The sequence below is a fragment of the Bradyrhizobium sp. AUGA SZCCT0169 genome (assembly GCF_018130085.1).
In the GTDB taxonomy this organism is placed as follows: domain Bacteria; phylum Pseudomonadota; class Alphaproteobacteria; order Rhizobiales; family Xanthobacteraceae; genus Bradyrhizobium.
Map to the genome: position 1 here is coordinate 90,625 of NZ_JAFCMC010000001.1, position 25,872 is coordinate 116,496.

Consider the following 25,872-nt stretch of genomic DNA (forward strand, 5'->3'; position numbering starts at 1 on the left):
CTCAGACCAAAGATAACAAAATTTTACTAATTCGGCAAACTGCGTTTCCCTGACGTCGCGGATTGCCAAACCGGCGAGACGCTTCGAGAGCCCCCGAAAGAGGGCACATGGGAGACGGCCATGGACGAGCGCGTGACGCTGCGTTCACATCTCGATCTGTCCGCGTTGCAGACGCCGCTGCATGGCGCTGCGCTTGCCGACGTGATCAAGGCGATTGCTGCCGCTTCCATCGAGCTTGCCGGGTTGATCGCGGATGGGCCGTTCGCAGGCATCACCGGGCAGAGCGGTGGAATCAATCCTGACGGCGATCAGCAAAAGGATATCGACGTCGCCGCCGATGAAATGATACGGCGCGCCTTGCGCGGCACCCCGGTGGCGGCGGTTCTGTCCGAGGAAGCGGCGCTGCCGGAAACCCTGCGTCCCTCGGCGCCGTTCTGTGTTGCGATCGACCCGCTCGATGGATCGGCCAACCTCGACAACAATATCTCGGTCGGCACCATCTTTTCGATTCGCCCCAGGGGCAATGACCTGCTTTCGACCTTCTTCGAGCCCGGCACGGCGCAGTGCGCCGCCGGTTTCATCGTCTACGGTCCGCAGACCACGCTCGTCCTCGCGCTCAACGCGCGCGTCGATGTCTTCATGCTCGACCGCCACGCGCAGGAATTCGTGCAGACCCGGCAGGGTGTGCAGATCGCACGCAATATGCCGGAGTTCGCCATCAACGCGTCCAATCACCGCCACTGGCACGGGCCGGTCCGCACCTATATCGATGAGTGCCTCTCCGGCACCAGCGGCGGCGGCGAGGTGGATTTCAACATGCGCTGGATTGGTTCGCTGGTTGCGGAGGCGCTTCGCATCCTGGTGCGCGGCGGCGTGTTCCTTTATCCGGCAGATGCCCGCCCGAGCTATCGGGAAGGGCGGCTTCGCCTGCTGTACGAAGCCCATCCAATGGCGCTGATCATGGAATGGGCGGGAGGCGCGGCGTCGACCGGGCGCCGGCGAATTCTGGAACTGGCTGCGAAAACCCCGCATCAGCGGGTGCCGCTGATCATGGGATCCGTGCACCACGTGCGCGACGTGACGGCCATTCACGACAGGATCGAACCGATGTTCGACAATAGCGACGCACCGCTGTTTGCGCGGCGCGGCCTCTTCCTCTGACGGGACAATCGTGATGTCGCGGGCTCATCCCATCATATCGATCACGGGTTCGTCGGGCGCCGGCACGACGTCGGTGAAGAAGACGTTCGAGCAGATCTTCCGCCGCGAAAAGGTCGTTGCGGCCTACATCGAGGGCGACGCCTTCCACCGCTACAATCGCTTCGAGATGCGCACGAAAATGCTTGAGGAAGCCGAGCGCGGCAACAAGCACTTCAGCCATTTCAGCCCGGAAACCAACCTGTTTGTGGAACTGGAACGGGTGTTCCGGGACTATGGCGAATCCGGTACCGGAACCACCCGGCACTACATCCACGACGACGAAGAGGCGAAGCTGTACGGCGCCGAACCGGGCACGTTCACCGACTGGCGCCGCTTGCCCGAAAATTCCGACTTGTTGTTCTACGAAGGGCTGCACGGCGCCGTCGTCACCGACAAGGTCAACGTCGCACAGCATGCCGATCTCAAGATCGGCGTCGTGCCTGTCATCAACCTGGAATGGATTCAGAAGCTGCACCGCGACCGCAGCGCCCGCGGCTATACCGCGGAGGCGGTGACCGACACCATCCTGCGGCGCATGCCCGACTACGTGAACTACATCTGTCCGCAGTTCGCCGAGACCGACATCAATTTCCAGCGCGTGCCGACGGTCGATACGTCGAACCCGTTCATCGCGCGGTGGATTCCGACGCCGGACGAATCGATGGTGGTGATCCGCCTGAGGAATCCGCGCGGTATCGATTTTCCGTATCTGCTGTCGATGATCCCGCACAGCTTCATGTCGCGCGCCAATTCGATCGTGATCCATGGCGCGAAACTCGATCTGGCGATGCAGCTCATTCTCACCCCGCTGATTCTGCAACTGATGGAACGCAAGAGGCGCACGACATGAACGCTCCCCTGTCCCGTATTGCTACCCGTCCGGATGCTTCGCACGCGGAAATGGCCAACGCGATTCGCTTTCTGGCGATCGATGCGGTCGAGCAGGCGAAATCCGGCCATCCCGGCATGCCGATGGGTATGGCCGACGTCGCCACCGTTCTGTTTTCGCGATTCCTTAAATTCGATCCGGCCGACCCGGCGTGGCCCGACCGCGATCGCTTTGTGCTGTCCGCCGGTCACGGCTCAATGCTGCTGTACGCGCTGTTGCACCTGACAGGGTACGAGGGCGTGACATCGGATGAACTCAGGGCCTTCCGGCAATGGGGATCGAAAACGCCGGGACATCCCGAATATGGCCATACCCCTGGTGTCGAGACCACTACCGGGCCGCTTGGGCAGGGCATCGCCACCGCCGTTGGCATGGCGCTCGCCGAACGACTGATGAATGCGCGCTTCGGCGACGACTACGTCGATCACTTCACGTATGTGATTGCCGGCGACGGCTGCCTGATGGAAGGCCTCAGCCACGAGGCGATCTCGCTGGCCGGCCATCTCAGGCTCAATCGCCTGATCGTGCTGTTCGACGACAACGAGATTTCGATCGATGGCGCGACCTCGCTGTCGTGCTCTGATGACCAGCTCGCGCGGTTCAAGGCCTCCGGATGGTCGGCCTGCCGGATCGACGGCCACGACCCCGAGGCCATCGCCGCTGCGATCGAACGGGCCCGCACCAGCGACCGGCCGTCGCTGATCGCCTGCCGCACGCTGATCGGTTTCGGGGCGCCGAACCGCCAGGGCAGCGAGAAAGCCCATGGCGCGCCGCTCGGCACCGATGAGGTCGCAAAGACCCGCGATGCGCTGAACTGGCCGCATCCGCCGTTCCACGTTCCCGATTCCATCCTTGCGCAATGGCGAAACGCCGGCGCACGCGGGCATGCGGCGCGCCGCAGCTGGATCGAACGCACAAAACGCTGTGCCGCGACGCGCTCGCCGTTTCACGATGCCCTCAATCGCAACCTGCCGTGCAGCTATGTCGACGCGATGGCGCTGTTGCGGGATCGCTTCGCCGCCGAGCGGCCTGATATCGCGAGCCGGCAGGCCTCGCAGCTGGTGATCGACGCAATCGCCGAGGCGTTGCCGAATCTGCTCGGCGGCTCCGCCGATCTCACCCATTCCAACCTGACGCGCGCCAAAACGCACGGGTCCGTGCAGGCCGATTGCCTCAACGGCAGCTACATTCACTACGGCGTCCGCGAGCACGCGATGGCGGCGGCGATGAACGGCATCGCGTTGCATGGCGGCTTCATTCCCTATGGCGGCACGTTCCTCAGCTTCGCCGACTACAGCCGTCCCGCGATCAGGCTGGCGGCATTGATGGGTATCCGCGTCATCCATGTGATGACGCACGACTCGATCGGACTGGGCGAAGATGGCCCCACTCACCAGCCGGTCGAGCATCTGGCATCGCTGCGGGCGATCCCCAACCTGCTGGTGTTTCGCCCCGGCGATGCCATTGAGACCGCAGAAGCCTGGGATTGCGCGTTGCGCGCCCAAAATAGCCCGTCGCTGCTGTGCCTGTCGCGGCAGGCGATGCCGACGTTCCGCGAAGCCGGTGAGCAGAATCTGGTCGGGTTCGGCGCTTACGTCGTGATCGATCCGGAGGAAGGCCGCGACGTCACCCTGATCGCGACCGGCTCGGAAGTATCGATCGCCATGCACGCGGCCGAATTGCTGGCGAGCGTCAACGTCCGCGCGGCCGTGGTTTCGGCGCCGTGCTTCGAATTGTTTCGCCAGCAATCCCGCGAATATCGAACCGCGGTGCTCGGCCGCGTGCCGCGGATCGGCGTCGAAGCCGCGGTCGAAGGCGACTGGGCGCGCTGGCTCGGCGATGACGGCGAATTCGTCGGCATGACCGGCTTTGGCGCTTCCGCACCGGCCGAAACGCTCTACCGCGAATTCGGTATCACCGCGGACGAGGCGGCGAAGGCGGCCCTGCGCTGCATCGCGCGGGCGAGGATGGCGGCTAGCGACACATGACCGCCTGCAAACCAACAACGACACGGAGGGGCCGATGGCCAGGATCACACTGAGGCAATTGCTGGATCATGCCGCCGAGCGCGACTACGGCGTGCCGGCGTTCAACATCAACAACATGGAACAGGGCCTTGCGATCATGGAGGCGGCGGCTGCCGTCGATGCGCCGGTCATCATCCAGGCCTCGCGCGGCGCGCGCTCCTACGCCAACGACATCATGCTTTCGAAGATGATCGACGCGCTGGAGGAGATGCATCCGCAGATCCCGCTCTGCCTGCATCAGGACCACGGCAACGAGGAAGCAACCTGCGCCACCGCGATCAAGCATGGCTTCACCTCGGTCATGATGGACGGTTCGCTCAAGGCCGACGCCAAGACCGCGGCGGATTACGACTACAACGTCGACATCACCCGCCGCGTCGTCGACATGGCGCACTGGATCGGCGCCTCGGTCGAGGGTGAACTGGGGGTGCTCGGCTCGCTGGAACATGGCGGCGGCGAACAGGAGGACGGCCACGGCGTCGAGGGTGAGGTCAGCCACGACCAGCTGCTGACTGATCCGGACCAGGCGGTCGATTTCGTCCGCGCCACCAAGGTCGATGCGCTGGCGATCGCGATGGGCACCTCGCACGGCGCCTACAAGTTTTCGCGCAAGCCGGACGGCGACATCCTTGCGATGCGGGTGGTCGAGGAGATTCATCGCCGGCTGCCGAACACGCATCTGGTGATGCACGGTTCCTCCTCGGTGCCGCAGCCGCTGCAGGACATGTTCAACCAGTTCGGCGGCGAGATGCCGCAGACCTGGGGCGTGCCGGTCGAGGAGATCGTCCGCGGCATCAAGCATGGCGTCCGCAAGGTCAATATCGACACCGACTGCCGGCTGGCGATGGCCGCGGCGTTCCGCAAGGTCGCGACTCAAAGCCGCAGCGAATTCGATCCGCGCAAATTTCTCAAGCCGGCGATGGACGCGCTGCGCGACCTTTGCCGCGAGCGGTTCGAACAGTTCGGCACCGCCGGCCACGCCGCGAAGATCAAGGTCGTTCCATTGGCCGAGATGGCGAGGCGCTATCGCTCCGGCGCGCTCGATCCACGCATCGGGGAGATGACCCATGCCGCCTGACCTTTTGATCCCTCCGCTCCCGACCAGCCGCCGCACGCAACAAGAGGAAACCAAGATGAACCAGCACTCGATGACCATTCGCGGCAAGGAACGCTACAGGTCCGGCGTCATGGAATACAAGAAGATGGGCTATTGGGAGCCCGACTATGTGCCAAAGGACACCGACATCATCGCGCTGTTCCGGGTCACGCCGCAGGATGGTGTCGATCCGATCGAGGCCGCGGCGGCGGTGGCCGGCGAATCCTCGACCGCGACCTGGACCGTGGTGTGGACCGACCGGCTCACGGCGGCGGAAAAATACCGCGCGAAATGCTACCGCGTCGATCCGGTGCCGAATTCACCGGGGCAATATTTCGCCTACATCGCCTACGATCTCGATCTGTTCGAGAACGGATCGATCGCCAACCTGTCGGCGTCGATCATCGGCAACGTGTTCGGCTTCAAGCCGCTAAAGGCGTTGCGGCTCGAAGACATGCGGCTGCCGGTGGCCTATGTGAAGACATTCCAGGGCCCCGCGACCGGCATCGTGGTCGAGCGCGAGCGCATGGACAAGTTCGGACGCCCGCTGCTCGGGGCCACGGTGAAGCCGAAGCTTGGGCTGTCCGGCCGCAACTATGGCCGCGTGGTCTATGAGGCGCTGAAGGGCGGCCTCGACTTCACCAAGGACGACGAGAACATCAACTCGCAGCCGTTCATGCATTGGCGCGAGCGTTTCCTCTATTGCATGGAGGCGGTCAACAAGGCGCAGGCCGCGTCCGGCGAGGTCAAGGGCACCTATCTCAACGTCACCGCCGGAACCATGGAGGACATGTACGAACGCGCCGAATTCGCCAAGGAGCTGGGCTCGGTCATCATCATGATCGATCTTGTCATCGGCTACACCGCGATCCAGTCGATGGCGAAATGGGCGCGCCGCAACGACATGATCCTGCATCTGCATCGGGCAGGGCATTCGACCTATACGCGGCAGCGCAGTCATGGCGTCTCGTTCCGCGTCATCGCGAAATGGATGCGGCTGGCGGGCGTCGATCATATCCATGCCGGCACGGTGGTCGGAAAACTCGAGGGCGACCCGGCGACCACGCGCGGCTATTACGACATCTGCCGCGAGGACTACAATCCGGTGCGGCTTGAGCACGGCGTGTTCTTCGACCAGAACTGGGCCAGCCTCAACCGGATGATGCCGGTCGCATCCGGCGGCATTCACGCCGGGCAGATGCACCAATTGCTCGATCATCTCGGCGAAGACGTGATCCTGCAGTTCGGCGGCGGCACCATCGGTCACCCGATGGGCATTCAGGCTGGTGCTACCGCCAACCGCGTGGCGCTGGAAGCGATGATCCTCGCCCGCAACGAGGGCCGCGACTATCTGCGCGAAGGGCCGGAAATTCTGGCCAAGGCGGCAGAGACCTGCACGCCGCTGAAGTCGGCGCTCGAGGTCTGGAAGAATGTCACCTTCAACTATGAATCGACCGACATGCCGGACTACGTCCCCACACCCAGCGTCGCAATGTAAGGAGCGAAACCATGCGTATTACCCAGGGCTGCTTCTCGTTCCTGCCTGACCTCACCGACGAGCAGATCTCCCGCCAGGTCCAGTATTGCCTGGAGAAGGGATGGGCGGTGAACATCGAATTCACCGATGACCCGCATCCCCGCAACAGTTTTTGGGAGATGTGGGGATTGCCGATGTTCGATCTCCGCGACGCTGCCGGCGTGATGATGGAGCTCGATCAATGCCGCAAGGTGTATGGCAACAGCTACATCCGCCTGTCGGCGTTCGATAACAGCCACGGCTGGGAATCGGTGCGGCTGTCCTTCATCGTCAACCGGCCAAAGGACGAACCCGGCTTCCGCCTCGAGCGGCACGAGATGGCCGGGCGCAACATCCGCTACACCACGAAGTCCTATGCGGTCGATCGCCCCGAGGGCGGTCGCTACGGTTAGGTTCACCTTTTACCCTGCCGGCCGGCGGATCTCCCTCATCGACCCCGGCCGGATCCTCTGCTCCGTCGTTTGCGAAAGCGGCGACGGAGCTTTTTTCTCCAGCGTTGAGGTTCGCAGATGGATTTGGATGCCTCGCCAATGACAGACAGGGTCAATCTCCGCGAAGAGCTCGAAGCCGTCGGCATCGAGGAGATCCTGACGCAGCTCGACCGCGAGCTGATCGGGCTGAAGCCGGTCAAGACCCGCATTCGCGAGATCGCGTCGCTGCTATTGATCGAACGTATCCGCAAGCGCATGAATCTCACGACGGACACGCCGACGCTGCACATGTCGTTCACCGGCAATCCCGGCACCGGCAAGACCACGGTGGCGCTGCGGATCGCGGGCATACTCCACCGGCTTGGTTTTGTCCGCCGCGGCCATGTCGTTTCGGTCACCCGCGATGAGCTGGTGGGACAATATATCGGCCACACCGCGCCCAAGACCAAGGAGGTGCTGAAGAAGGCGATGGGCGGCGTGCTGTTCATCGATGAGGCCTATTATCTCAATCGGCCGGACAATGAACGCGACTACGGCCAGGAATCGATCGAGATATTGCTGCAGGTGATGGAATCGCAGCGGGAGGATCTGGTGGTGATCCTCGCCGGCTATGGCGACCGCATGGAAAAATTCTTCGCCAGCAATCCGGGCTTCCGCTCCCGTATCGCCCATCACATCGATTTTCCGGATTATTCCAATGATGAGCTGCTCGCCATCTCCGAGCTCATGCTGCACGACATGAACTACAAGTTCAGCGACGAAGCGCGGGAAGCGTTCATTCGTTACATCGCGGCCCGCGTGACCCAGCCGCTGTTCTCCAACGCGCGCTCGATCCGGAACGCGCTCGACCGCATGCGGCTGCGCCAGGCCAATCGTCTCGTCGCCGATCTCGACCGCATGCTGGACGCCGACGACGTGATGTCGTTGCAGGCGTCGGACGTGCTCGCCAGCCGGGTGTTTCTGAAAGACAAGTCTTAGATCGGAGTCCGGCGCTACGTTGTTGTTCCGTTTCGAAGCCCCATCGGTTAGCTGCCTGACGCATGCGGTATCGTTCGCTCGATCTCTCGTGCAGCGGCGATGAGGACATCAGACACTTCGACGGCACGGCGCGGGCTCAGCCTGTTTCTCACCGCGGATAGGGTAATCGCCGCCGCGGGCTGACCGTCGGGACTCCTGATCCAGGCCGAGAGCGATTTCGTTCCCTGCACGAGGCCGACGTCGCGCAAATTGTAGCCCCGGCGCCGCGCGAGCCGTATTTGCCCCAGTACCGTCGGCAGGTCGGTGCGATAGGCCATGAATCGTGCCTCGTTGGCGAGGACGATCCCGCGCGCCTCCGGTGCGGACATGGCGGCAAGAATTGCCACGCCGGCGCTGGAGACCCCGAGCGGCCGCCGCGCGCCGACCTCGATCGACAGCACCTGGATCGGATATGAGCCGATGCGGCGCGCCACGCACAGCGTATCGAGCCCGGTGCGCACCGTCAGGAACAAGGTATCGCCAAGCTGCGCGGACGCCCGCGCCAGATAAGGCTCGGCCGCGACCAGCAGCGGCGAGCGCGATTGCCGCGCCAGCGCCAATTCTGCCACCTGGCGGCCGATTGCGTACCGTCCGGTCTGGGCGCTGCGCTCGACGATGCCTTCCTCGATCAGCACCTGCGCGATCCGGTGCACGGTAGGACGGGTGAGGGACGTTGCCCGAACGACCTCTGACAACGGCACGCCGGTTTCCCGGCCGGCCGCCAGAATCCGCAACACGGTCAAGGCGCGGCGGATCGCCTGCCCGCCCTGCTGGGGCTCCGGTCTGTCGCGCCGCCGACCATCCGTCATCTAGGTTCATCCGATGTCCATAATGTGGACAAAAACACCACAATTCCATCGACAAGGGAAGCCCGCGGGGCAAGATCGGATGAATGTATCGGCGGACGGGCTGCAGCTCGCACCACAACAACGAGAGTAGCGGATTGCTCCAGCTGCTCGCTTTCGGGAGGATGCAATGAGATTGTTCGCCATCGCTGGCATTGCGGTCACGGCATTGACAACGGCACTGTCGAGCGCTCCGGCCGCGGCCCAGCAATGGCCGGCACGGTCGGTGAAACTCATCGTGCCTTATCCGGCCGGCGGCAATGTCGACGGAGCCGCGCGCATCATCGCCGACAAGCTGCAAACGGCGCTGGGGCAGCCCTTCATCGTGGAAAACAAGGCCGGTGCCGGCGGCTTGATCGCCGGCGAGGCGTTCGCGAAGGCCTCGCCCGACGGCTACACCCTGTTTGTCGGCGCCAACGGACCGGTATTGTTCGCCCCCGAAATCGCCAAGCGCGACGCCTATAACTGGAAACGGGATTTTCTGCCCATCACCTCGATTTCGATGACGCCATTGGTGCTCGAGGTGCATCCGTCGGTCGCGGCAAAGGATCTGAAGGAGTTTTTCGATCTCGCCCGCCGCGAGCCCGGCAAGATGACGATGGCCTCGCCCGGCACCGGCACCACCAATCATTTGCTCAGCGAACTCGTGCAGTCGACGCTCGGAGTCCAATGGGTGACGGCGCATTACCGCGGTAACGCGCCCGCCATCAACGACCTGATCGGGGGCCAGGTGCAGTTTGCCTTTGACCAGATTTCGGTCGGACTGCCCTTCATCAAGAATGGAAATGTGCGCGCCCTTGCCGTCACCGGCAGCCACCGCGCCTCGTGGATACCTGACGTGCCGACCTTCGCCGAGCTCGGTTACAAGGAATTCGACGGCCAGACCTTTACCGGCCTGTTCGCACCATCAGGTACGCCCGCCGAGATCATCACCAAGCTCCACGATACGATGGCGACGATCCTGAAGGATCCTGCGATCGTCGAAAAGTTCAATACGCTCGGCGCCGAGGCCGTCACGATGACGCCGGCGGCGTTCAAGAGCTATCTCGAGGCCGAGGACGCCAAATGGATTCCCATCGTTCGCAAAGCGAATATCAAGACCGATTGAGGGAACTGTTTTGAGGAAATCGTGATGCGGATCGATCCGTCAGATCTCGATGCCGAGAGGGCCTACCGGCTGATCACCGGCATCGTGGTGCCGCGCCCGATCGCCTGGGTCACCAGCGCATCGAGCGGCGGCACCGTCAACCTTGCGCCGTTCAGCGCCTTTACCTTTGTCTCGCCGAAGCCGCCGATGCTGGCGATCAGCGTCGGCCGCAAGGCCGGAATCTACAAGGACACGGCGCATAACATCCTGGGCAACGAGGAATACGTCGTCCACATCGCCGATTCGAGCCTGATGATTGCGGTGCATGAGAGTTCCACCGAGCATCCGCCCGATGTCAGCGAGGTCGAGGAGCTGCAACTCGAGACGCTGCCGAGCGAGCGCATCAAGGTGCCCCGTCTCGCCGCAGCACCGATCGCGATGGAGTGCCGCTTTCGGCAATGCCTCGAGTTCGGCGAGACCCGCAGCCGGCTGATTGTCGGCGAAGTGCTGGCGTTCCACATCCGCGACGGGCTGCTGCAGAACGGCAAGATCGAGACCGAGGCGCTGGATCCGATCGCCCGCATCGGCGGTCCGCGCTACGCGCGGCTCGGCGAGATCGTCACGCTGAAGCCAGTTTTCCAGACCTCGAAATCCGAATCCTGAGGGAAGCCACATGCGTCTTCTGAGCTATCACGCCAACGGACGACCGTGCTTCGGCGCTGCCGTCGACGGCGGTGTCGTCGATCTGAGCAGCCGGATCGGCACCAAGTTTCCCGATTTGCGGACCTTGATCGCCGGCGACGGCTTCGAGGCCGCGCGCGCCGCCATCGCCGGACAAGCGCCTGACCATGCGCTCGGCGATCTCACCCTGCGCTCGCCGATCCCGGCTCCGGAGAAGCTGTGGTGCATCGGCGTCAACTACCGGGATCGCAACGCCGAATATAAAGACAATTCCGACCTGCCGAAATATCCCAGCCTGTTCGTTCGCAACCCGTCCTCGGTGGTCGGGTCCGGCCAGCCGATCGAGAAGCCGAAAGTATCCGAGCAACTGGATTACGAGGGCGAACTCGTCATCGTGATCGGCAAGGCGGGGCGCCACATCCCGCGCGAGCGGGCCTTCGACCACATCTTCGGCATGACGCTGTGCAACGAAGGCAGCGTGCGCGACTGGCTGCACCACGGCAAGTTCAACGTCACGCAGGGCAAGAATTTCGACCGCTCCGGCAGCGTCGGGCCGTGGATCGTCACATCAGACGAATGCGATCCGCGCGGGCCGCACGATATCGTCACCCGCGTCAATGGCGAGGTACGGCAGAGCGATTCCACCGAGCGGCTGATGTTTCCGTTCGATTTCCTGATCGCCTATCTTTCCACCTTCGCGACCCTGAAACCGGGCGACATGATCGCAACCGGCACCCCGACCGGCGCGGGCGCGAGGTTCGACCCGCCCCGCTGGCTGAAGCCCGGCGACGTGGTCGAGGTGGAATCCTCCCGCATCGGTACCTTACGCAACGTCGTTGCCGCGGAAGCTTAAGTCATGCTCGACCAGCAAACCATCGACCGCCTGGCGCAGCGTCTCGACGAGGCCGAACGCAGCAAGTCGCTGATCCCTGCGTTCACGTCGGAATATCCGGATCTGACGATCGAGGATGCCTATGCGATCCAGCGGGCGTGGACCAAGGTCCAGCTGTCGCGCGGCCGCATCATCAAGGGCCACAAGATCGGTCTGACGTCGAAGGCGATGCAGAACGCGGTGGGTATCTCCGAGCCTGACTTCGGCGTGCTGTTCGCGGACATGTTCTATTCGGACGCCGGCACCATTCCGTTCGACTGTTTTCACGCCCCGCGCATCGAGGTCGAACTGGCGTTCGTCCTGAAGGCGCCGCTGAAGGGGCCAGACTGCACGCTGTTCGACGTGCTCAACGCCACCGACTACGTCACGCCCGCGCTCGAAATTTTGGAAACGCGCATGCACCGGATAGACCCTGAGACAAAGGCGCCGCGCAAGGTCACGGACACGATCTCCGACAATGCGGCGAACGCGGCGCTGGTGGTCGGCGGCCGGCCGTTCCGGCCGCTGGACGCAGATCTGCGCTGGATCGGCGCATTGCTGTTTCGCAACGGGCAGATCGAGGAGACCGGGATCGCGGCCGGCGTCCTCAACCACCCGGCCAATGGCGTAGCGTGGCTCGCCAACCGGCTGGCTCGCCATGACGAGCACCTGGCTGCAGGCGAAGTGGTGTTGGCGGGATCCTTTACGCGCCCGGTCGAAATCAGCAAGGGCGATACGTTTCACGCTGATTACGGTCCATTCGGATCGGTCTCCTGCCAATTCGTCTGAGCGAGTATTTGTCAAAACGAGGTGTGCAAATGGCACGACGCAAGAGCATCTATATCGGCGAGTTCAAGCATGCCAACCCGATTCCGAATGCATGCCGGATCGGCAATCTCCTGATGTCGGGTGTCATCCTCGGTCGCGACGCCGCCGGCGTCATGCCCGAACGCATCGAGGAGCAGTGCGCCAACATGTTCGCCCACATGAAGGCCATTGTGGAAGCCGGCGGCGGCACCACCGACGACATCATCAAGATGACGGTGTGGCTGCAGGACCGCACCCAGCGCGCGCCTGTTAACACCGAGTGGCTGAAGATGTTTCCGGACGAGCATTCGCGCCCCGCCCGTCATGCGCTGCAGATGAACATGGATGGCGGCGCGCTGGTGCAATGCGACTTCACCGCCGTGATCGGCTGACGCGCCCGAGAAGAGGACATACCATGCCGGACTATCTGCCGTTCGATCCGAACCCGCGCCGTCCTTTGAGGCTGCCGCCGCCGAAGAGCATCGACAGCCAGTTTCACGTGCTGGGGCCGGTGGAAAAATATCCGATCCGGGCAGGGGCGGCCTACCAGATGCCGTCAGCGACCTGGGAGGCGGCGCTGCGCGTCCACAAGGCGCTCGGCATCGAGCGCGGCATCATCGTGCAAACCACGACCTATGGCGCCGATCATTCCGTGGTGCTCGATGGCCTGGCTGCGATGGGGCCGAACTATCGCGCCTGCGCCAACGCACTGGTCTTTGCCGAAGCCGATGACGCCTACCTTGCCAAGCTCGATGCCGCAGGCGTCGGCGGGGCGCGCTTCAGTTTCCGAAAAGAGCTCGGCGCGGTGCTGTCGGACAAGGATTTCGAGCGCGCCATTGCGCGCATCCGCGAACTCGGTTGGTACGCCAAGTTCCAGCCCGAGAAGGATGGCATCGTCGGCAATCTCGACAAGATCCGCGGGCTGAACGTGCCTGTCCTGATCGATCACATGGGGCGGCCCGATCCGCTGCGCGGCAAGGACGATCCGAATTTGCGCGCGGTGCTCGATCTGCTCTCGAAGGGCAATTTCTGGGTGATGCTTTCGCTCGGCGAGAAGACCTCGAAGGCCGGCCCGCCGTGGGACGACGTCATTCCGATCGCCCGCGCCTATATCGAGGCCGCGCCCGACCGCTGCGTATGGGCCAGCGATTGGCCGCATCCGGTTTCGGTCGTCCAGCCCCCCAACGACGCGGATTTGCTGGAACTGCTCTATCGCTATGCGCCTGATGAGGCGGAACTGCAGAAAATTCTGGTGACCAATCCTGCGAGGTTATTTGGGTTCGACAAGGCTTGACCGTGAAGCGCCGGTTTCGCGTGTACACCGTGACGTCAAAGCGCGCTTCCTAACTGTCTGAAAATGATTCGTTTTCCGTTCATTACGGTGACAGTGCACTTAACCTCGATGCAAGAGCGATCGGCTTGGTGAATTTTTGCACTGTCACAATCGTTGCAGATTTGGCACAGGGCACGCTGCCGGCCAGATCGGGCGCGCGCGGATTGCATCAGCCGCGCTTCGTTGTGCGAGCGAGCTATTCCGTGGCGCGCTGAGTCAGGCGCGATCGGGTAGATCAAGATAGGCCAGGCGATTCATGACGCCATCCGCGAGCCCCACGCTGTAGACGGCTTCAGCGAAACGCCTGTGGTCGGCTGTTCGGGTCAGTTTGCCATTGGCCATGCGCTGCGGCAATAGCGCACAAACCGGTTCGAGCATTTCGATCTCGAAAGGAACATTGACGCCGGCGGTCATCGAGAACGGCCCGGGGGTGAGCAACCGGGTAGCGATCAATTCGCCTTCGTCCATCGAACTCTCGAGCCCCACGTCGAGCAGCCATACCTTGGAGTTGCGGAGAATGTCGGTGGCGATCAGACCCACAACGTCGTGACGTTGCTCGATCAGGAGTATTGCAAACTGCGATGCGCGCATCGCCTCCAGCATCAGCCGCTCGTCGGACTGCGCGTCGCATTTGGCCGACCTCGCGTAACGATCGATCGCTCGCGAACGATCCGCCGGCGCCGTATAAATGGCAAGGTCATAGACGTAGTACATCTCGTCCATGTGTTCGAGAAGAAGCGTCTTTCCTTGCGCCAGACCGAGCCGGCGCGCGCAGCTCAACAGTGCATCGCTGGAGATGGAGTTGAGAACCTCCTCGTGAAGTCCCTTGGAGATTTCCCGTACCACTTGAATTGTCGGGATTTTGGCCTGTCATCGCGCCGGGAACCCGATGGGCGGCGCCATGGGCGATCTTACAAATGGGGCGATGATGGATTGGTGTCCCTGATTTGCCCGACGTGTCAAAAATGTTTTTGCGGGGTGCGGCATCCGTGCAGCCCTTTCTTTGCATGGGGTTGTTTTCGATATTTTGGTTGGGAGCGAGGCCGGCTGGAGCAGGTCTCTCTCTCGAATTACGCATTACTCATGGTGCCCGATCGGTTTATGCTGTCGGCAGCAAGGTTGCGCCAGCGCGGAACCAAATGGGCATGAGAGACTCTGATGACCGATGTGACCGATAACGCCCCTTCCGATTCCCCAACCGACGCATCTTTCCGCCCGCATTCGTCCCATTGGGGTGTGTTTTCGGCGCGCTGGCAGGGCGACGAGCTCGAGGTTCGGCCGCACCCTGATGATCCCGATCCGAACCAGATCATCGATAATTTTCCCGGCGCCTTGCGCCACCGCGCGCGCGTCGCGCAGCCGGTGGTGCGCCGTGGCTGGCTCGAAGGGAAGCGCGGGCCGGACGCGCGCCGCGGGCGTGATGAATTTATCCCGATGTCCTGGAAGGACGCGCTGGATCTGCTTGGCGCCGAACTCGCCCGCGTGCGGGACAATTATGGTCCGGGTGCGGTGTTCGGCGGCTCCTACGGCTGGTCGAGCGCGGGCCGCTTTCACCATGCGCAGAGCCAGGTCCATCGCTTCCTGAACATCGCGATGGGCGGCTACGTCAAGTCGGTCAATTCATATAGTTCCGGCGCCGCCACCGTCGTGGTGCCCCACATCATTGGCGACTACGAGGATCTGACCAAGCGCAACGTCTCCTGGGAACAGATCGCCGAGCACAGCGATGTCGTGCTCGCCTTTGGCGGCATGGCGCTGAAGAACAGCATGGTGGCCGGCGGCGGCACCAGCAAGCATGTCGAGCGTGGCGCGATGGCGCGCGCCGCGGCGCGCGGCTGCCAGTTCGTCCATGTCAGCCCGCTGCGCGGCGATTTGCCTGATGAAGCCCGCTCGCAATGGATCAGCAACATCCCGGGCACCGATGTCGCCCTGATGCTGGCGCTGGTGCATACGCTGGTTGCCGAGGGACTGCACGATCGGGCCTTCCTCGATCGCTTCACGGTCGGCTGGCCGGTGTTCGAGCGTTACGTTCTGGGCGAGACCGACGGCCAGCCCAAGGATGCGGCATGGGCCGCGGCGATATCAGGCGTCGCCGCCGACACCATCGTTGCGCTCGCCCGCAAGCTTCACGGCCGCCGTGCGCTGATCGTGGTCTCGCACTCGCTGCAACGGGCCGAACATGGCGAGCAGCCGGTCTGGATGGGCGCCGTTCTTGCCGCAGCGCTGGGGCAGATCGGTCTGCCGGGCGGCGGCTATGCCTACGCGCTCGGGGCCATCGCCTATTACGGCCGACGCTACAACGCCGTGCCGACGCCGACACTTTCGCAAGCGCGTAACGGCGTCACCGAATTCATTCCGGTCGCCCGCATCGCCGACATGCTGCTCAATCCCGGCGGCACCTATCGCTACAACGGCAAGACCAAGACCTATCCCGACATCAAGCTCGTCTACTGGGCCGGCGGTAATCCCTTCCATCACCATCAGGACATCAATCGCCTGAGGAAGGCCTTCGCGCAGGTCGACACGTTGGTGGTGCATGAATTGGGCTGGACCGCGACGGCGCGGCATGCCGATTTCGTGCTGCCCGCGACCATGACGCTGGAGCGCGAGGATATCGGCGCTAATGCCAACGATCCCCTGCTGGTGCCGATGCAGCAGATTGCGCCGCCTTATGGTGAAGCGCGGGACGATTACGCCATCTTTTCCGATCTCGCCGAACGCCTCGGCAAGCGCGAAGCCTTCACCGAAGGCCGCAACGTCCGCCAATGGCTGGAGCACCTGTACGAGCCGACGCGGAAAGGGCTGGCAGAGCGCGGATTAGCGGCGCCGAGTTTCGACGAGTTCTGGAAGAGCGACGGCCTGATCATGCCGCAACATCCTGACGATGGCGGGCAGCTGCGCCGTTTCCGCGACGATCCGGAAAATGCAAGACTGCCGACACCCAGCGGCAAGCTCGAGATTTTCTCGGAAACCATCGCGGGCTTTGGCGAGACGGACTGTCCGGGTCATCCGGCCTGGCTCGAGCGGGTGCAGGTGCCGGCGCCGTCGGCGCCGCTGATCCTGGTCGCCAACCAGCCGGCGACGCGGTTGCATAGCCAGCTCGACTTCGGGGGCCACAGCGCAGCGTCGAAGCAACGCGGACGCGAGGTCGCATGCATGAATCCGATCGACGCCGCCGCGCGCGGGATTTCCGATGGTGACATCATTCGCCTGTTCAACGAGCGCGGGGCCTGTCTCGCAGGCGTACGCGTCACCGACGATATCCGCCAAGGCGTGATCCAGCTGGCCACCGGCGCCTGGTACGATCCCGCCGATCCCCATGAGGAAGCGCCGCTTTGCGTGCACGGCAATCCGAACGTCCTGACGCGGGACGTCGGCACGTCCTCTCTGGCGCAGGGCTGCACCGGGCAACTGACGACCGCCGAGGTCGAACGTTTCATCGGCAATCTGCCGCCGATCCAGGCCTACGATCCGCCCGTGACAGCGAAGCGCGGAAGCTAGGTCATGGATAAAGTTGATCTCTGTTTCACGCCGGCAACGGATCTGGCGGGTGCGATCCGCGCCAAAAAACTATCCTCCGTCGAAATCACCTCGACGGTGCTGGAGCGCATCGCAGCCCTTGAACCCAAACTGAACGCGTTCGCGCATCTGGCTGCGGCGGAGGCGATGGACGCCGCGGCGGCCGCCGACAGCGCGCTCGCCAAGGGAGATTCGCTTGGGCCGCTGCACGGCATTCCCGTCACCATCAAGGACCTCGAACCGGTGCGCGGCATGCCGTTCGAACGCGGGACCTATTTGTTTCGCGGCGAGGTCGCGCCTGCCGATAACGTCGCGGTCGCGCGCCTCCGCAAGGCGGGCGCCATCATCCTCGGCAAGACCACCACGCCTGAATTCGGCTGGAAGGGCGTCAGCCACAGCCCGCTGACTGGGGTTACCCATAATCCGTGGAGGCTCGGCCTGAACGCCGGCGCGTCGTCTTCCGGCGCGGGTGTTGGTGCCGCCGCCGGTTATGGTCCGCTCCATCAAGGCAGCGACGGCGCGGGCTCGATCCGCATGCCCGCGCATTTTTGCGGCGTCTACGGAATCAAGCCGACCTACGGGCGCGTGCCGCAATCGCCGATGACGCCGAGCGACAACACCGTGCATCTCGGTCCTTTGACGCGCACGGTCGCTGACGCCGCGCTGATGCTGAAAGTGATGGCCGGCCGCCATCCCGACGACCAGTCGAGCCTTGAAGGGCCGCCGGCCGACTATCCCGCACAGCTCGCGAGCCGGCCGCGCGCGCCGCGTATCGCATTCAGTCCGGATCTCGGCCATGCCCGCGTTGATCCTGACGTGGCTGACCTGGTGCGCAAGGCCGCGGAGGTGTTCGAAACCGAGCTCGGCTGGCGCGTCGAACAGGTCAAGACGCCGTGGGGACCGAAAGGCCCGGAGCTCGCGCGCTTCTTCTGGCCGGCGCATTACAGCCGTTACGCCGATCGCATCGCCGAATCCCGCGACCAGCTGGATCCGGGCTTTGTCGCATGCTTTGAGGCCGGACAGCACATCACGCTGCCGGACTATCTGAAAATGAAAGTCGCAAAGCTCGCCTATTGTGCGGAGATCCACCATTTCTTCGAGGATTGGGATTTCCTCCTGACACCGGCGGTATCCGTTGCGGCATTCCCCGCCACGCAGCTGCAGCCCGACCACTGGCCTCAACATAAGTGGGACTGGATGTCGTGGGCGGAGTTTTCCTATCCGTTCAACCTGGCGCAGAATCCGGCCGCGTCGCTTCCCTGCGGGTTCACCGCATCAGGCCTGCCGGTGGGCTTGCAGATCGTCGGCCGGCGCTGCGACGATCTCGGAGTGCTGCAAATGTCCGCGGCGTTCGAGGCCGCGCGTCCATGGGCTTCAGCGCGTCCGCCGATCGCTTGAAAATCTCTGGCGGGTGCGCCTACGCGACTTCCAGCGCCCGCGCGTAGGTCAACCCTGAATTGGCGATGTGCGACGTCATCAGCGCCTCGAACGCCGCGAACTCGCCGCGCTCGAACAGGTGGAGCAGCTTGCGGTGCTCGTCGAAGGAGGCCGGTGTCTGGACGTCGACGGGCGCGCTCAAATTGGTGCGCAGCGCAGCCACGCGTCCCGATACCAGTTGATAGGACTCGACAAGATAGCGATTGCCGCAATGCGCGAAGAAGGCCTCATGCATTGCGGTATCGGCTCGCCCATAGGCGACGTTGTCCTTGGCGACCAGCGCCTGCTCCATCTCCGAGATCGCGGTCCGCATCGCCGCGACCGCGCCGGCACGATCATGACGATAGGCGAGTTCGGCGGCCTTGGGCTCGATGATGATCCTGAACGCGCAAAGCGCCGAGATGTCGGCAGCGCTCGGGGTAAAGACAAAGCTGCCGACCTGCGGCCTTATCACCACGAGCCCTTGCGATTGCAACAGACCCATCGCTTCGCGGACCGGCGTTCGACTGACGCCGAACGATTGCGCGATCATCTCTTCGGAAATGACCGCGCCCAGTCCGAATTCACCATCGATGATGGCCTGACGCAGCCGCAGCATGACCCGCTGCGACAGCGACTTCGGTGCATCGAGCTTGAGTGATTTCATGGTCCTCGTGCCTCCGGCCCGATCAGATCACCTTTCCGGGATTAAGCAAATGATCGGGATCGAGCGCCGCCTTCAGCGTGCGCATCAGCGCGATCTCCGCTTCGCTGCGCGCATGGCCGAGCCATTTTTTCTTCATCGTGCCGATGCCGTGTTCGGCGGAGACGCTGCCACCCATGTCGCGCACCAGGCCGTAGATGATCGCGTCCATCGCCTCCTTTGGCAGGCGCTCGACCGGCAGCCCTGCGACCCAGGACACCAGATGCAAATTGCCGTCGCCGATATGGCCGTAATAGACGCTTTCGCATCCGGCGATGCCGGTGGCCAGCGCGATCTTGCAGCGGCCGACGAACTCATCCATCCGCGCCACCGCAAGCCCGATATCGTAGGAGATGTGCGGGCCGAGCACTTGGCCGAATTCCGAACAGATGTCGCGCACCGCCCAGAACGCCTTGGTCTGCGCCACCGATTGCGAGACGGCGGCGTCCAGCAGCAGTTCGCGCGCCATCAGGCCTTCGAGCCAGGCTTCGAACTGCGGCGCGTCGATGCTCTCATCGGTGCCTTGCGCCTCCACCAGCACATAGAGGCCATGACCGGTGCCGACCGGCGAGCGTACGCCGGCCCGTGCCGTAATCACCTCCCAATAGTCCGGCCACATCACTTCGAACGCGGACAAAAGCGGGCCGAGCCCGCCACGCGCCGCGTCGAGCAGATCAAGCACCGCAGCATAGTCAGCAACTGCGCAGAGTGCCGCCATGGTCGAGCGCGGTTTCGGAAACAGCCGCAATACGACGCGGGTGATGATGCCGAGCGTGCCTTCCGAGCCGATGAAGAGGTGCTTCAGATCGTAGCCGGCATTGTTCTTCAGCAGCTTGTTGAGGTTGGTGACGATGGTGCCGTCCGGCAGCACGACTTCGAGGCCAAGCACCAGTTCGCGCGTCATGCCGTAACGGATGACGCGATTGCCGCCGGCATTGGTGGAAAGATTGCCGCCGATCGCGCAGGAGCCGCGTGATCCCAAATCCAGCGGAAAGAACAAGCCGGCTTCATCTGCGGCTTTCTGAATCGTCTCCAGCGGCGTGCCGGCCTTCACCGTCATGGTCGCGCTGGCGCGATCGATCTCTTCGATGCCGACCATTCGCTCCATCGAAATGGCGACCCAGCCTGGCTCCGGTGCGGCACCGCCGCAAAGGCCGGTCAATCCGCCTTGCGGCACGAACGGCAGCTGCGCCTTGCGGCATGTCGCGATGGTTTCAGATACGCCGGCCGCGTCCAGCGGCCGAACCACCGCGATCGGTGTTTGCGGCAGGCTCGCGCTCCAGTCGTTGCAATTTCGGGCGGGAATTTCGGCGCCGGTCAGCACCGCCTGCGGGCCGAGTTTGAGCTGCAAGGCGCCGAGCAGCTCCAGCGGTCTTTCCGGTCGCGTCATCGTATCCATGGCGGAGCCTTTGTTGGTCCGTCGCGCGTCCATGCGTTTTTGGCAGCGCGGCCTGCTCAATACTGAGTTGAGGTGTTCTTGTATGTAAGGTACAACAGAAGTCAAGAAGGCCCATTTGGGGCGTCCAAATGCCATGGGAGAGGTCATGACAGCAGCAATTCGCGGGTTCTGGGCGGCTGCGCCCACACCGCTGACGGCCGCCAGTGGGGCCGTGGATCATGCGAAGCTCGCGGGACACGCCCTCAACCTTTTCAAAAAGGGCGTCGATGGCGTCGTGCTGTTCGGCACCACCGGTGAGGGCACCTCATTCGGTGTGGCTGAACGGATCGCGACCGTCGAGGCGTTGCTCAAGGCCGGCGTGGCGTCGTCCCGCATCGGGCTTGGCGGCGGCTTTCCCGCCATCACCGACAGCATTGCACTGGCGCGTTCGGCGCTGGGCCTGGGATTGAACCATGTGCTGATCCTGCCGCCCTATTTCGACCGTGCCGTCACGCCGGAGGGAATCGAGGATTCGTTCGCCGCGATTTTCGATGCCGTGGCTGACGACCGCCTTCGCGCCACGCTCTATCACATCCCGCAAGTGTCCGGCGTCGCCGTGCCGGCCGCGGTGGCGGCCAGTCTGCGCAAGCGCTACGGCGTTATCGTCGCCGGTCTCAAGGACTCAAGCGGCGACTTCAGGCAATTCCAGGCGTTTCGTGCCGCCGCGCCCGAGCTTGCGATTACGGTCGGCAACGAGGCCGATATCGCCCGCGCCATCGCAGAAGGCGGTGCCGGAACGATTTGTGGGATGGGCAATGTCGTGCCTGGGCTGGTTCAGGCCATGATCAACGGCGCGGGGGCGGAAGCGCGCATGCAGGCCGCCATTGACGTCGTGGCGAGCGGGCCGTCGTTCCCCTCGACGTTGAAGGCAATTCTCGCCGCGCAAAGCGGCGATGCCGGCTGGCTGCGGGTGCGTCCACCGCTGCGCCAGTGCGCTGACGGCGCGGCTTTCAAGGCGAAGCTGGAGACACTGATGAGCCCGGAGGTCGCCTGAAGGTCTCAAGCCGAAGTTTCACGTGACGTACGCAACGCCCTAAGCTGCCTCGGGCAAGGCCGCACCCTGAAACCTGCGCGCGGCGCGGCTCTTGCTCGTGGCCGCGGCGCGGCTCTTGCATGTGGCAAGTCGTGCTCTTGCATGGAGGGTCTGTTTGATGACACCGTGCGGTCGCTTCGGGTAGGGGACACCGACCTGAACACTCTCGTTGCGTTTCGGTATTGGACGTCTCGATGCTGTTTCTGATTGCCCGGCGTCTCGGTCTCGGCCTCCTGGTCGCGCTCACGGTGATGACGCTTGCATTCATGCTGACGCGGCTGTCCGGTGACCTTGCCATTTCAATCGCCGGCCCGTCCGCGACGCAGGCCGACGTCGAAATCATTCGTAAGGCTTACGGTCTCGATCGTCCGCTCTACGTCCAGTTCTTCTCCTGGGTCGGCCGCGCCATGGTCGGCGATTTCGGCCAGAGCTATTTCTTCAAGGACAGCGTCTCCAACCTGATCGCGAAGCGCCTGCCCATCACGCTCACGCTCGGCCTGGTGGGCCTTAGCCTGGCTCTGATCATCTCGATCCCGCTCGGCATCCTGGCGGCGGTCCGCGAGAATACCTGGCTCGATCGCGGCGTCACCATGTTCACGATGGTGGGGCAGGCGATCCCGAGCTTCTGGCTCGCACTGATCCTGATGATCGTGCTCGGTCTCAATCTCGGCATCCTGCCGATCTCAGGCACCGGAACCTGGCAGCACTTCGTGATGCCGGGCATCGTGCTCGCTTTTACGGCAATCCCCGCCCTTACACGGCTGACGCGCTCCGGCATGATCGAGGCGATGGCGTCCGACTACATCCGCACCGCGCGGGCCAAGGGCCTGTCGCGCGCACGCATCATCTTCAAGCACGCGCTGCGCAACGCTGCGATCCCCGTCGTGTCGATCGCCGCGGTGCAACTTGGCTTCATGCTCGGCGGCTCGATCGTCATCGAGACGGTGTTCGCATTGCATGGCGTCGGCTATCTCGGCTGGGAGAGCATCGCCAAGAACGATTTCCCGGTTGTGCAGGCGGTGGTGCTGGTGCTGGCCGCGATCTATATCGGCCTCACGCTGCTTTCCGACATCCTCAACGCGCTGCTTGATCCGAGGCTCCGGACCGGATGAGCGAACCGATTGCAATCCATGCGCCCCTGACGTCGCGGGTCGGCGTGGCCGGCTTCACGGTCGGGATCGTCATCGTCGGCATCATCGCGGTGGCCGCGATCATCGGCAATCAGCTGGTGCCGCATGATCCCTTCACCCAGGATCTCGGCAACCGCCTCAAGCCGCCATTCTGGATGGAGGGCACCCAGGCCGGGCATCTGCTCGGCACCGATCAGCTCGGCCGCGACTATCTGGCGCGGCTGGTGTACGGCGCGCGCATTTCGCTGCTGATCGGTATCATGACGGTCATCACGTCGGGACTGATCGGCATCACGCTCGGCGTGCTCGGCGGCTTCTTCGGCGGCCGCATCGACGACGCCGTGCTGTTCGCCATCACCACGCGGCTGTCGATCCCGGTGGTGCTGGTCGCGCTCGCAGTTGTGGGGCTGATGGGCTCGGGCCTTGGCCTCGTGGTCGCAACCCTCGGGCTTCTGTTGTGGGACCGTTTTGCGGTGGTGGCGCGCGCGACCACGATGCAGATCCGCAGCCTCGATTACGTCAATGCCGCCCGCTGCGCCGGCGCCTCGACTTCGCATCTGCTGATCAGGGAGATCCTGCCGAACATCGCGAGCCATCTTGCCGTGGTGGCAACATTGGAAATGGCGCTCGCGATCCTGCTCGAGGCCGCGCTGTCGTTCCTCGGCCTCGGCGTGCCGCCGCCGCTGCCGTCCTGGGGTCTGATGATCGCCGAGGGCAAGGATTACATGTTCTTTTCGGCCTGGGTGATCATGGTGCCCGGCGTCGCGCTGTTCATCCTGGTGCTCGGCATCAACCTGGTCGGCGACGGATTGCGCAATCTGCTCGGCTCGGAGCGGTCGCGATGAGTGCATTGCTTGACATCGAGGATCTCGAAGTGATGTTCGGCGGCCGTAGCGCGGCGGTACGCGGCGCCTCGTTTCAGGTCGAGAAGGGCGAGACGCATTGCCTGGTCGGCGAATCCGGCTGCGGCAAATCGGTGACCGCGCTGTCGATCATGAACCTGCTCGCGCGCGGCGGCCGGCGCTCCGCCAAACGCATGAGCTTTGCCGGCACCGACCTCCTCTCGCTGTCCGACCGCGAGATGGCGCGCCTGCGCGGCAACCGGATCTCGATGATCTTCCAGGAGCCGATGACCAGCCTCAACCCGGCCTTTACGATCGGCTCGCAAATGGCTGAGGTGCTGACCCGCCACAAGGGCGGCTCGCGCACCGCCGCGCTCGAGCGGGCGGTCGAACTGATGGGCCGCGTCGGTATCACCGCGCCGGAGATGCGGCTCGGCCAGTTCCCGCACCAGCTTTCCGGCGGCTTGCGTCAGCGCGTCATGATCGCGATGGCGCTGATGTGCGACCCCGAACTGCTGGTCGCCGACGAGCCGACCACCGCGCTCGACGTTACCGTGCAGGCGCAGATCCTGCGGCTGCTGGCGACCTTGAAGCGCGAACTCGGCCTTGCGATCCTCTTGATCACCCATGACCTCGGCATCGTCGCCCGCGTCGCCGACCGGGTGTCGGTGATGTATGCGGGCGAAGTGGTCGAGCGCGCGCCGACCGCGGAATTGTTCCGCAGCCCCCAACACCCCTATACGCGCGGCCTCTTGTCCTGCGTGCCGGTGCCGGGCCGGGTGCAGCGCGACCGGCCGCTCGGCTCGATCCCGGGCGTGGTGCCGGCGATCGGACCCGGCTTTGCAGGCTGTGCGTTCCGCTCACGCTGTTCCCATGCCGACGCCAGCTGCGAACGCGAAATTCCGCGCCGCGAGGCAGCTGGCGCGCACGACTATCTGTGCCGGCTCGCGCCGCAGTTCTCGGAGCCGCAGCCCGCATGAGCGTCGCGATCGAAGTCCAGAATTTGCGGTGCGAGTTCCGGGTCAACGCCGGGTGGTTCGCGGCGGAAAAGCGCGTGATCGCGGTCGACGACGTTACCTTCAGCGTGCCGGCGGGCAGCGTGCTCGGCATTGTCGGCGAATCCGGCTGCGGGAAATCCACCCTCGCGCGGCTGATCCTCGGGCTGCTGAAGCCGACGGCGGGGACCGTGTTGGTCGACGGCAAGCGCCTGTTCGATCTCGACCGCAAGGCGCGGGCGCGATTGATCCAGCCGGTGTTCCAGGATCCGTTCGCCTCGCTCAATCCGCGGCACCGCATCAAGGACATCGTCGCGCTGCCGCTCGCCGCCCAGGGCACCTTCTCACGCGCGGAAATCGAGCGCCGGGTCGCTCAAATTCTCGAACGCGTCGGGCTTTCGGCGGCGATGGGCGAGCGCATGCCCTCGCAGCTCTCCGGCGGGCAACGCCAGCGGGCGGCGATTGCCCGTGCGCTGGTGCTCGAGCCGCGGATCGTGATCTGCGACGAGCCGACCAGTGCGCTCGACGTTTCGGTGCAGGCGCAAATCCTCAATTTGCTCGCCGATCTGCGCCGCGATCTCGGACTGACCTATCTTTTCATCAGCCACAATCTGGCGGTCGTGGAGCATGTCGCGAGCGAGGTCGCGGTGATGTATCTCGGTCGTTTCGTCGAGCGCAACGAAACCGACGCACTGTTTCGTGCGCCCGGTCATCCCTACACGCAGGCGTTGCTGCAAAGTGTGCTGACACCGGAGCCGGGCCGGGGCGTGCCCGATATCGGCCTCGGCGACGCCATGCCGGATCCGGCCAATATTCCCCCGGGCTGCCGGTTCAATCCGCGCTGCGGCATCGCGGTCGAACGCTGCCGCCGTGTGGCACCAACGCCCATGGCCCGCGCGCCCCAGGGAATGGTAGAGTGCCATCTGGCATAGAGTGTGCTTGAAATCGGTCTTGCGATCGGAACCAAAGGAGGAC

Annotated in this window: 24 protein-coding genes; 20 read left to right on the top strand and 4 right to left on the bottom strand. The window is 63.9% G+C overall.

The annotated features are described in order from the left end of the window. The first annotated feature begins 120 nt into the window (after window positions 1–120). The 7 genes from JQ609_RS00425 (at window position 121) to cbbX (ending at window position 8,158) form a co-directional block, all read left to right on the top strand. On the top strand, window positions 121–1,161 hold the full coding sequence (locus JQ609_RS00425; protein WP_212271627.1) for a class 1 fructose-bisphosphatase: 1,041 nt from the start codon (window positions 121–123) through the stop codon (window positions 1,159–1,161). 13 nt (window positions 1,162–1,174) lie between these two features. Next, window positions 1,175–2,050, top strand: coding sequence for a phosphoribulokinase (locus JQ609_RS00430; protein ID WP_212263409.1), 876 nt, complete (start codon window positions 1,175–1,177; stop codon window positions 2,048–2,050). Further along, window positions 2,047–4,077: a transketolase gene (tkt, locus tag JQ609_RS00435; RefSeq protein WP_212271628.1), complete on the top strand. Its 2,031-nt coding sequence runs from the start codon at window positions 2,047–2,049 to the stop codon at window positions 4,075–4,077. Before JQ609_RS00430 ends, tkt begins: the two co-directional genes overlap by 4 nt. Before the next feature lie 34 nt (window positions 4,078–4,111). Continuing rightward, window positions 4,112–5,194, top strand: coding sequence for a class II fructose-bisphosphate aldolase (fba, locus tag JQ609_RS00440; RefSeq protein WP_212271629.1), 1,083 nt, complete (start codon window positions 4,112–4,114; stop codon window positions 5,192–5,194). A gap of 55 nt (window positions 5,195–5,249) precedes the next feature. Beyond that, complete coding sequence (locus JQ609_RS00445; protein ID WP_212271630.1) at window positions 5,250–6,710, top strand: form I ribulose bisphosphate carboxylase large subunit; 1,461 nt, start codon at window positions 5,250–5,252, stop codon at window positions 6,708–6,710. Window positions 6,711–6,721: 11 nt separating this feature from the next. Continuing rightward, window positions 6,722–7,141, top strand: a complete 420-nt coding sequence (locus JQ609_RS00450; RefSeq protein ID WP_212271631.1) for a ribulose bisphosphate carboxylase small subunit — start codon at window positions 6,722–6,724, stop codon at window positions 7,139–7,141. A gap of 138 nt (window positions 7,142–7,279) precedes the next feature. Then, window positions 7,280–8,158 (top strand): CbbX protein, encoded by an 879-nt coding sequence (gene cbbX / locus JQ609_RS00455; protein WP_212271632.1) that lies wholly within the window; start codon window positions 7,280–7,282, stop codon window positions 8,156–8,158. A 47-nt stretch (window positions 8,159–8,205) separates the two neighbouring features. Here cbbX and JQ609_RS00460 read toward each other — a convergent pair whose 3' ends face one another. Next, entirely contained in the window at window positions 8,206–9,006 is an 801-nt protein-coding gene (locus JQ609_RS00460; RefSeq protein ID WP_212271633.1) for an IclR family transcriptional regulator, read from the bottom strand. Window positions 9,007–9,172: 166 nt separating this feature from the next. On the opposite strand from JQ609_RS00460, the gene JQ609_RS00465 reads away from it, so the two are divergent. From JQ609_RS00465 to JQ609_RS00490, 6 genes are read left to right on the top strand one after another with little or no spacing between them, the layout of a single operon-like run. Beyond that, window positions 9,173–10,150, top strand: a complete 978-nt coding sequence (locus JQ609_RS00465; RefSeq protein WP_212271634.1) for a tripartite tricarboxylate transporter substrate binding protein — start codon at window positions 9,173–9,175, stop codon at window positions 10,148–10,150. A gap of 24 nt (window positions 10,151–10,174) precedes the next feature. Then, entirely contained in the window at window positions 10,175–10,792 is a 618-nt protein-coding gene (locus JQ609_RS00470) for a flavin reductase family protein (protein WP_212271635.1), read from the top strand. 10 nt (window positions 10,793–10,802) lie between these two features. After that, a complete protein-coding gene (locus tag JQ609_RS00475; RefSeq protein ID WP_212271636.1) occupies window positions 10,803–11,663 on the top strand; it encodes a fumarylacetoacetate hydrolase family protein in 861 nt (286 codons plus the stop codon). A 3-nt stretch (window positions 11,664–11,666) separates the two neighbouring features. Further along, on the top strand, window positions 11,667–12,470 hold the full coding sequence (gene hpaH / locus JQ609_RS00480; RefSeq protein WP_212271637.1) for a 2-oxo-hept-4-ene-1,7-dioate hydratase: 804 nt from the start codon (window positions 11,667–11,669) through the stop codon (window positions 12,468–12,470). Window positions 12,471–12,499: 29 nt separating this feature from the next. Beyond that, window positions 12,500–12,880, top strand: coding sequence for a RidA family protein (locus tag JQ609_RS00485; protein WP_212207779.1), 381 nt, complete (start codon window positions 12,500–12,502; stop codon window positions 12,878–12,880). 23 nt (window positions 12,881–12,903) lie between these two features. After that, entirely contained in the window at window positions 12,904–13,782 is an 879-nt protein-coding gene (locus tag JQ609_RS00490) for an amidohydrolase (RefSeq protein ID WP_212271638.1), read from the top strand. Between the two features lie 255 nt (window positions 13,783–14,037). On the opposite strand, the gene JQ609_RS00495 is transcribed toward JQ609_RS00490, so the two are convergent. Beyond that, window positions 14,038–14,667 carry a hypothetical protein gene (locus JQ609_RS00495; protein WP_212271639.1) on the bottom strand — a complete coding sequence of 210 codons (630 nt, stop codon included), beginning with the start codon at window positions 14,665–14,667 and terminating at the stop codon, window positions 14,038–14,040. A 312-nt stretch (window positions 14,668–14,979) separates the two neighbouring features. Between JQ609_RS00495 and JQ609_RS00500 the strand changes: the two genes are divergently transcribed. After that, window positions 14,980–17,322 carry a molybdopterin guanine dinucleotide-containing S/N-oxide reductase gene (locus JQ609_RS00500; RefSeq protein ID WP_212271640.1) on the top strand — a complete coding sequence of 781 codons (2,343 nt, stop codon included), beginning with the start codon at window positions 14,980–14,982 and terminating at the stop codon, window positions 17,320–17,322. Window positions 17,323–17,325: 3 nt separating this feature from the next. Continuing rightward, window positions 17,326–18,738, top strand: coding sequence for an amidase (locus JQ609_RS00505; protein ID WP_212271641.1), 1,413 nt, complete (start codon window positions 17,326–17,328; stop codon window positions 18,736–18,738). Window positions 18,739–18,757: 19 nt separating this feature from the next. Here JQ609_RS00505 and JQ609_RS00510 read toward each other — a convergent pair whose 3' ends face one another. Continuing rightward, on the bottom strand, window positions 18,758–19,423 hold the full coding sequence (locus tag JQ609_RS00510) for a GntR family transcriptional regulator (RefSeq protein WP_212271642.1): 666 nt from the start codon (window positions 19,421–19,423) through the stop codon (window positions 18,758–18,760). Between the two features lie 22 nt (window positions 19,424–19,445). Beyond that, complete coding sequence (locus JQ609_RS00515; protein ID WP_212271643.1) at window positions 19,446–20,858, bottom strand: FAD-binding oxidoreductase; 1,413 nt, start codon at window positions 20,856–20,858, stop codon at window positions 19,446–19,448. A gap of 145 nt (window positions 20,859–21,003) precedes the next feature. On the opposite strand from JQ609_RS00515, the gene JQ609_RS00520 reads away from it, so the two are divergent. The 5 genes from JQ609_RS00520 (at window position 21,004) to JQ609_RS00540 (ending at window position 25,829) form a co-directional block, all read left to right on the top strand. After that, window positions 21,004–21,891, top strand: a complete 888-nt coding sequence (locus tag JQ609_RS00520; protein ID WP_212271644.1) for a dihydrodipicolinate synthase family protein — start codon at window positions 21,004–21,006, stop codon at window positions 21,889–21,891. A 233-nt stretch (window positions 21,892–22,124) separates the two neighbouring features. Next, complete coding sequence (locus JQ609_RS00525) at window positions 22,125–23,042, top strand: ABC transporter permease (protein ID WP_212271645.1); 918 nt, start codon at window positions 22,125–22,127, stop codon at window positions 23,040–23,042. Next, window positions 23,039–23,905 (top strand): ABC transporter permease, encoded by an 867-nt coding sequence (locus tag JQ609_RS00530; protein WP_212207786.1) that lies wholly within the window; start codon window positions 23,039–23,041, stop codon window positions 23,903–23,905. Before JQ609_RS00525 ends, JQ609_RS00530 begins: the two co-directional genes overlap by 4 nt. Next, window positions 23,902–24,882, top strand: coding sequence for an ABC transporter ATP-binding protein (locus JQ609_RS00535; protein ID WP_212207787.1), 981 nt, complete (start codon window positions 23,902–23,904; stop codon window positions 24,880–24,882). The genes JQ609_RS00530 and JQ609_RS00535 overlap by 4 nt, the downstream gene beginning before the upstream one ends. Beyond that, a complete protein-coding gene (locus JQ609_RS00540) occupies window positions 24,879–25,829 on the top strand; it encodes an ABC transporter ATP-binding protein (RefSeq protein WP_212207788.1) in 951 nt (316 codons plus the stop codon). The genes JQ609_RS00535 and JQ609_RS00540 overlap by 4 nt, the downstream gene beginning before the upstream one ends. Window positions 25,830–25,872: the final 43 nt, after the last annotated feature.

Coding starts and splice junctions, on each gene's coding strand:
- JQ609_RS00430 (WP_212263409.1), top strand. CDS start 1,175: ATGTCGCGGGCTCATCCCATCATATCGATCACGGGTTCGTCGGGCGCC.
- JQ609_RS00465 (WP_212271634.1), top strand. CDS start 9,173: ATGAGATTGTTCGCCATCGCTGGCATTGCGGTCACGGCATTGACAACG.
- JQ609_RS00520 (WP_212271644.1), top strand. CDS start 21,004: ATGACAGCAGCAATTCGCGGGTTCTGGGCGGCTGCGCCCACACCGCTG.
- JQ609_RS00460 (WP_212271633.1), bottom strand. CDS start 9,006: ATGACGGATGGTCGGCGGCGCGACAGACCGGAGCCCCAGCAGGGCGGG.
- JQ609_RS00535 (WP_212207787.1), top strand. CDS start 23,902: ATGAGTGCATTGCTTGACATCGAGGATCTCGAAGTGATGTTCGGCGGC.
- JQ609_RS00540 (WP_212207788.1), top strand. CDS start 24,879: ATGAGCGTCGCGATCGAAGTCCAGAATTTGCGGTGCGAGTTCCGGGTC.
- JQ609_RS00525 (WP_212271645.1), top strand. CDS start 22,125: ATGCTGTTTCTGATTGCCCGGCGTCTCGGTCTCGGCCTCCTGGTCGCG.
- JQ609_RS00445 (WP_212271630.1), top strand. CDS start 5,250: ATGAACCAGCACTCGATGACCATTCGCGGCAAGGAACGCTACAGGTCC.
- cbbX (WP_212271632.1), top strand. CDS start 7,280: ATGACAGACAGGGTCAATCTCCGCGAAGAGCTCGAAGCCGTCGGCATC.
- JQ609_RS00505 (WP_212271641.1), top strand. CDS start 17,326: ATGGATAAAGTTGATCTCTGTTTCACGCCGGCAACGGATCTGGCGGGT.
- JQ609_RS00490 (WP_212271638.1), top strand. CDS start 12,904: ATGCCGGACTATCTGCCGTTCGATCCGAACCCGCGCCGTCCTTTGAGG.
- hpaH (WP_212271637.1), top strand. CDS start 11,667: ATGCTCGACCAGCAAACCATCGACCGCCTGGCGCAGCGTCTCGACGAG.
- JQ609_RS00510 (WP_212271642.1), bottom strand. CDS start 19,423: ATGAAATCACTCAAGCTCGATGCACCGAAGTCGCTGTCGCAGCGGGTC.
- JQ609_RS00475 (WP_212271636.1), top strand. CDS start 10,803: ATGCGTCTTCTGAGCTATCACGCCAACGGACGACCGTGCTTCGGCGCT.
- JQ609_RS00470 (WP_212271635.1), top strand. CDS start 10,175: ATGCGGATCGATCCGTCAGATCTCGATGCCGAGAGGGCCTACCGGCTG.
- JQ609_RS00500 (WP_212271640.1), top strand. CDS start 14,980: ATGACCGATGTGACCGATAACGCCCCTTCCGATTCCCCAACCGACGCA.
- JQ609_RS00450 (WP_212271631.1), top strand. CDS start 6,722: ATGCGTATTACCCAGGGCTGCTTCTCGTTCCTGCCTGACCTCACCGAC.
- JQ609_RS00515 (WP_212271643.1), bottom strand. CDS start 20,858: ATGGATACGATGACGCGACCGGAAAGACCGCTGGAGCTGCTCGGCGCC.
- fba (WP_212271629.1), top strand. CDS start 4,112: ATGGCCAGGATCACACTGAGGCAATTGCTGGATCATGCCGCCGAGCGC.
- tkt (WP_212271628.1), top strand. CDS start 2,047: ATGAACGCTCCCCTGTCCCGTATTGCTACCCGTCCGGATGCTTCGCAC.
- JQ609_RS00425 (WP_212271627.1), top strand. CDS start 121: ATGGACGAGCGCGTGACGCTGCGTTCACATCTCGATCTGTCCGCGTTG.
- JQ609_RS00530 (WP_212207786.1), top strand. CDS start 23,039: ATGAGCGAACCGATTGCAATCCATGCGCCCCTGACGTCGCGGGTCGGC.
- JQ609_RS00485 (WP_212207779.1), top strand. CDS start 12,500: ATGGCACGACGCAAGAGCATCTATATCGGCGAGTTCAAGCATGCCAAC.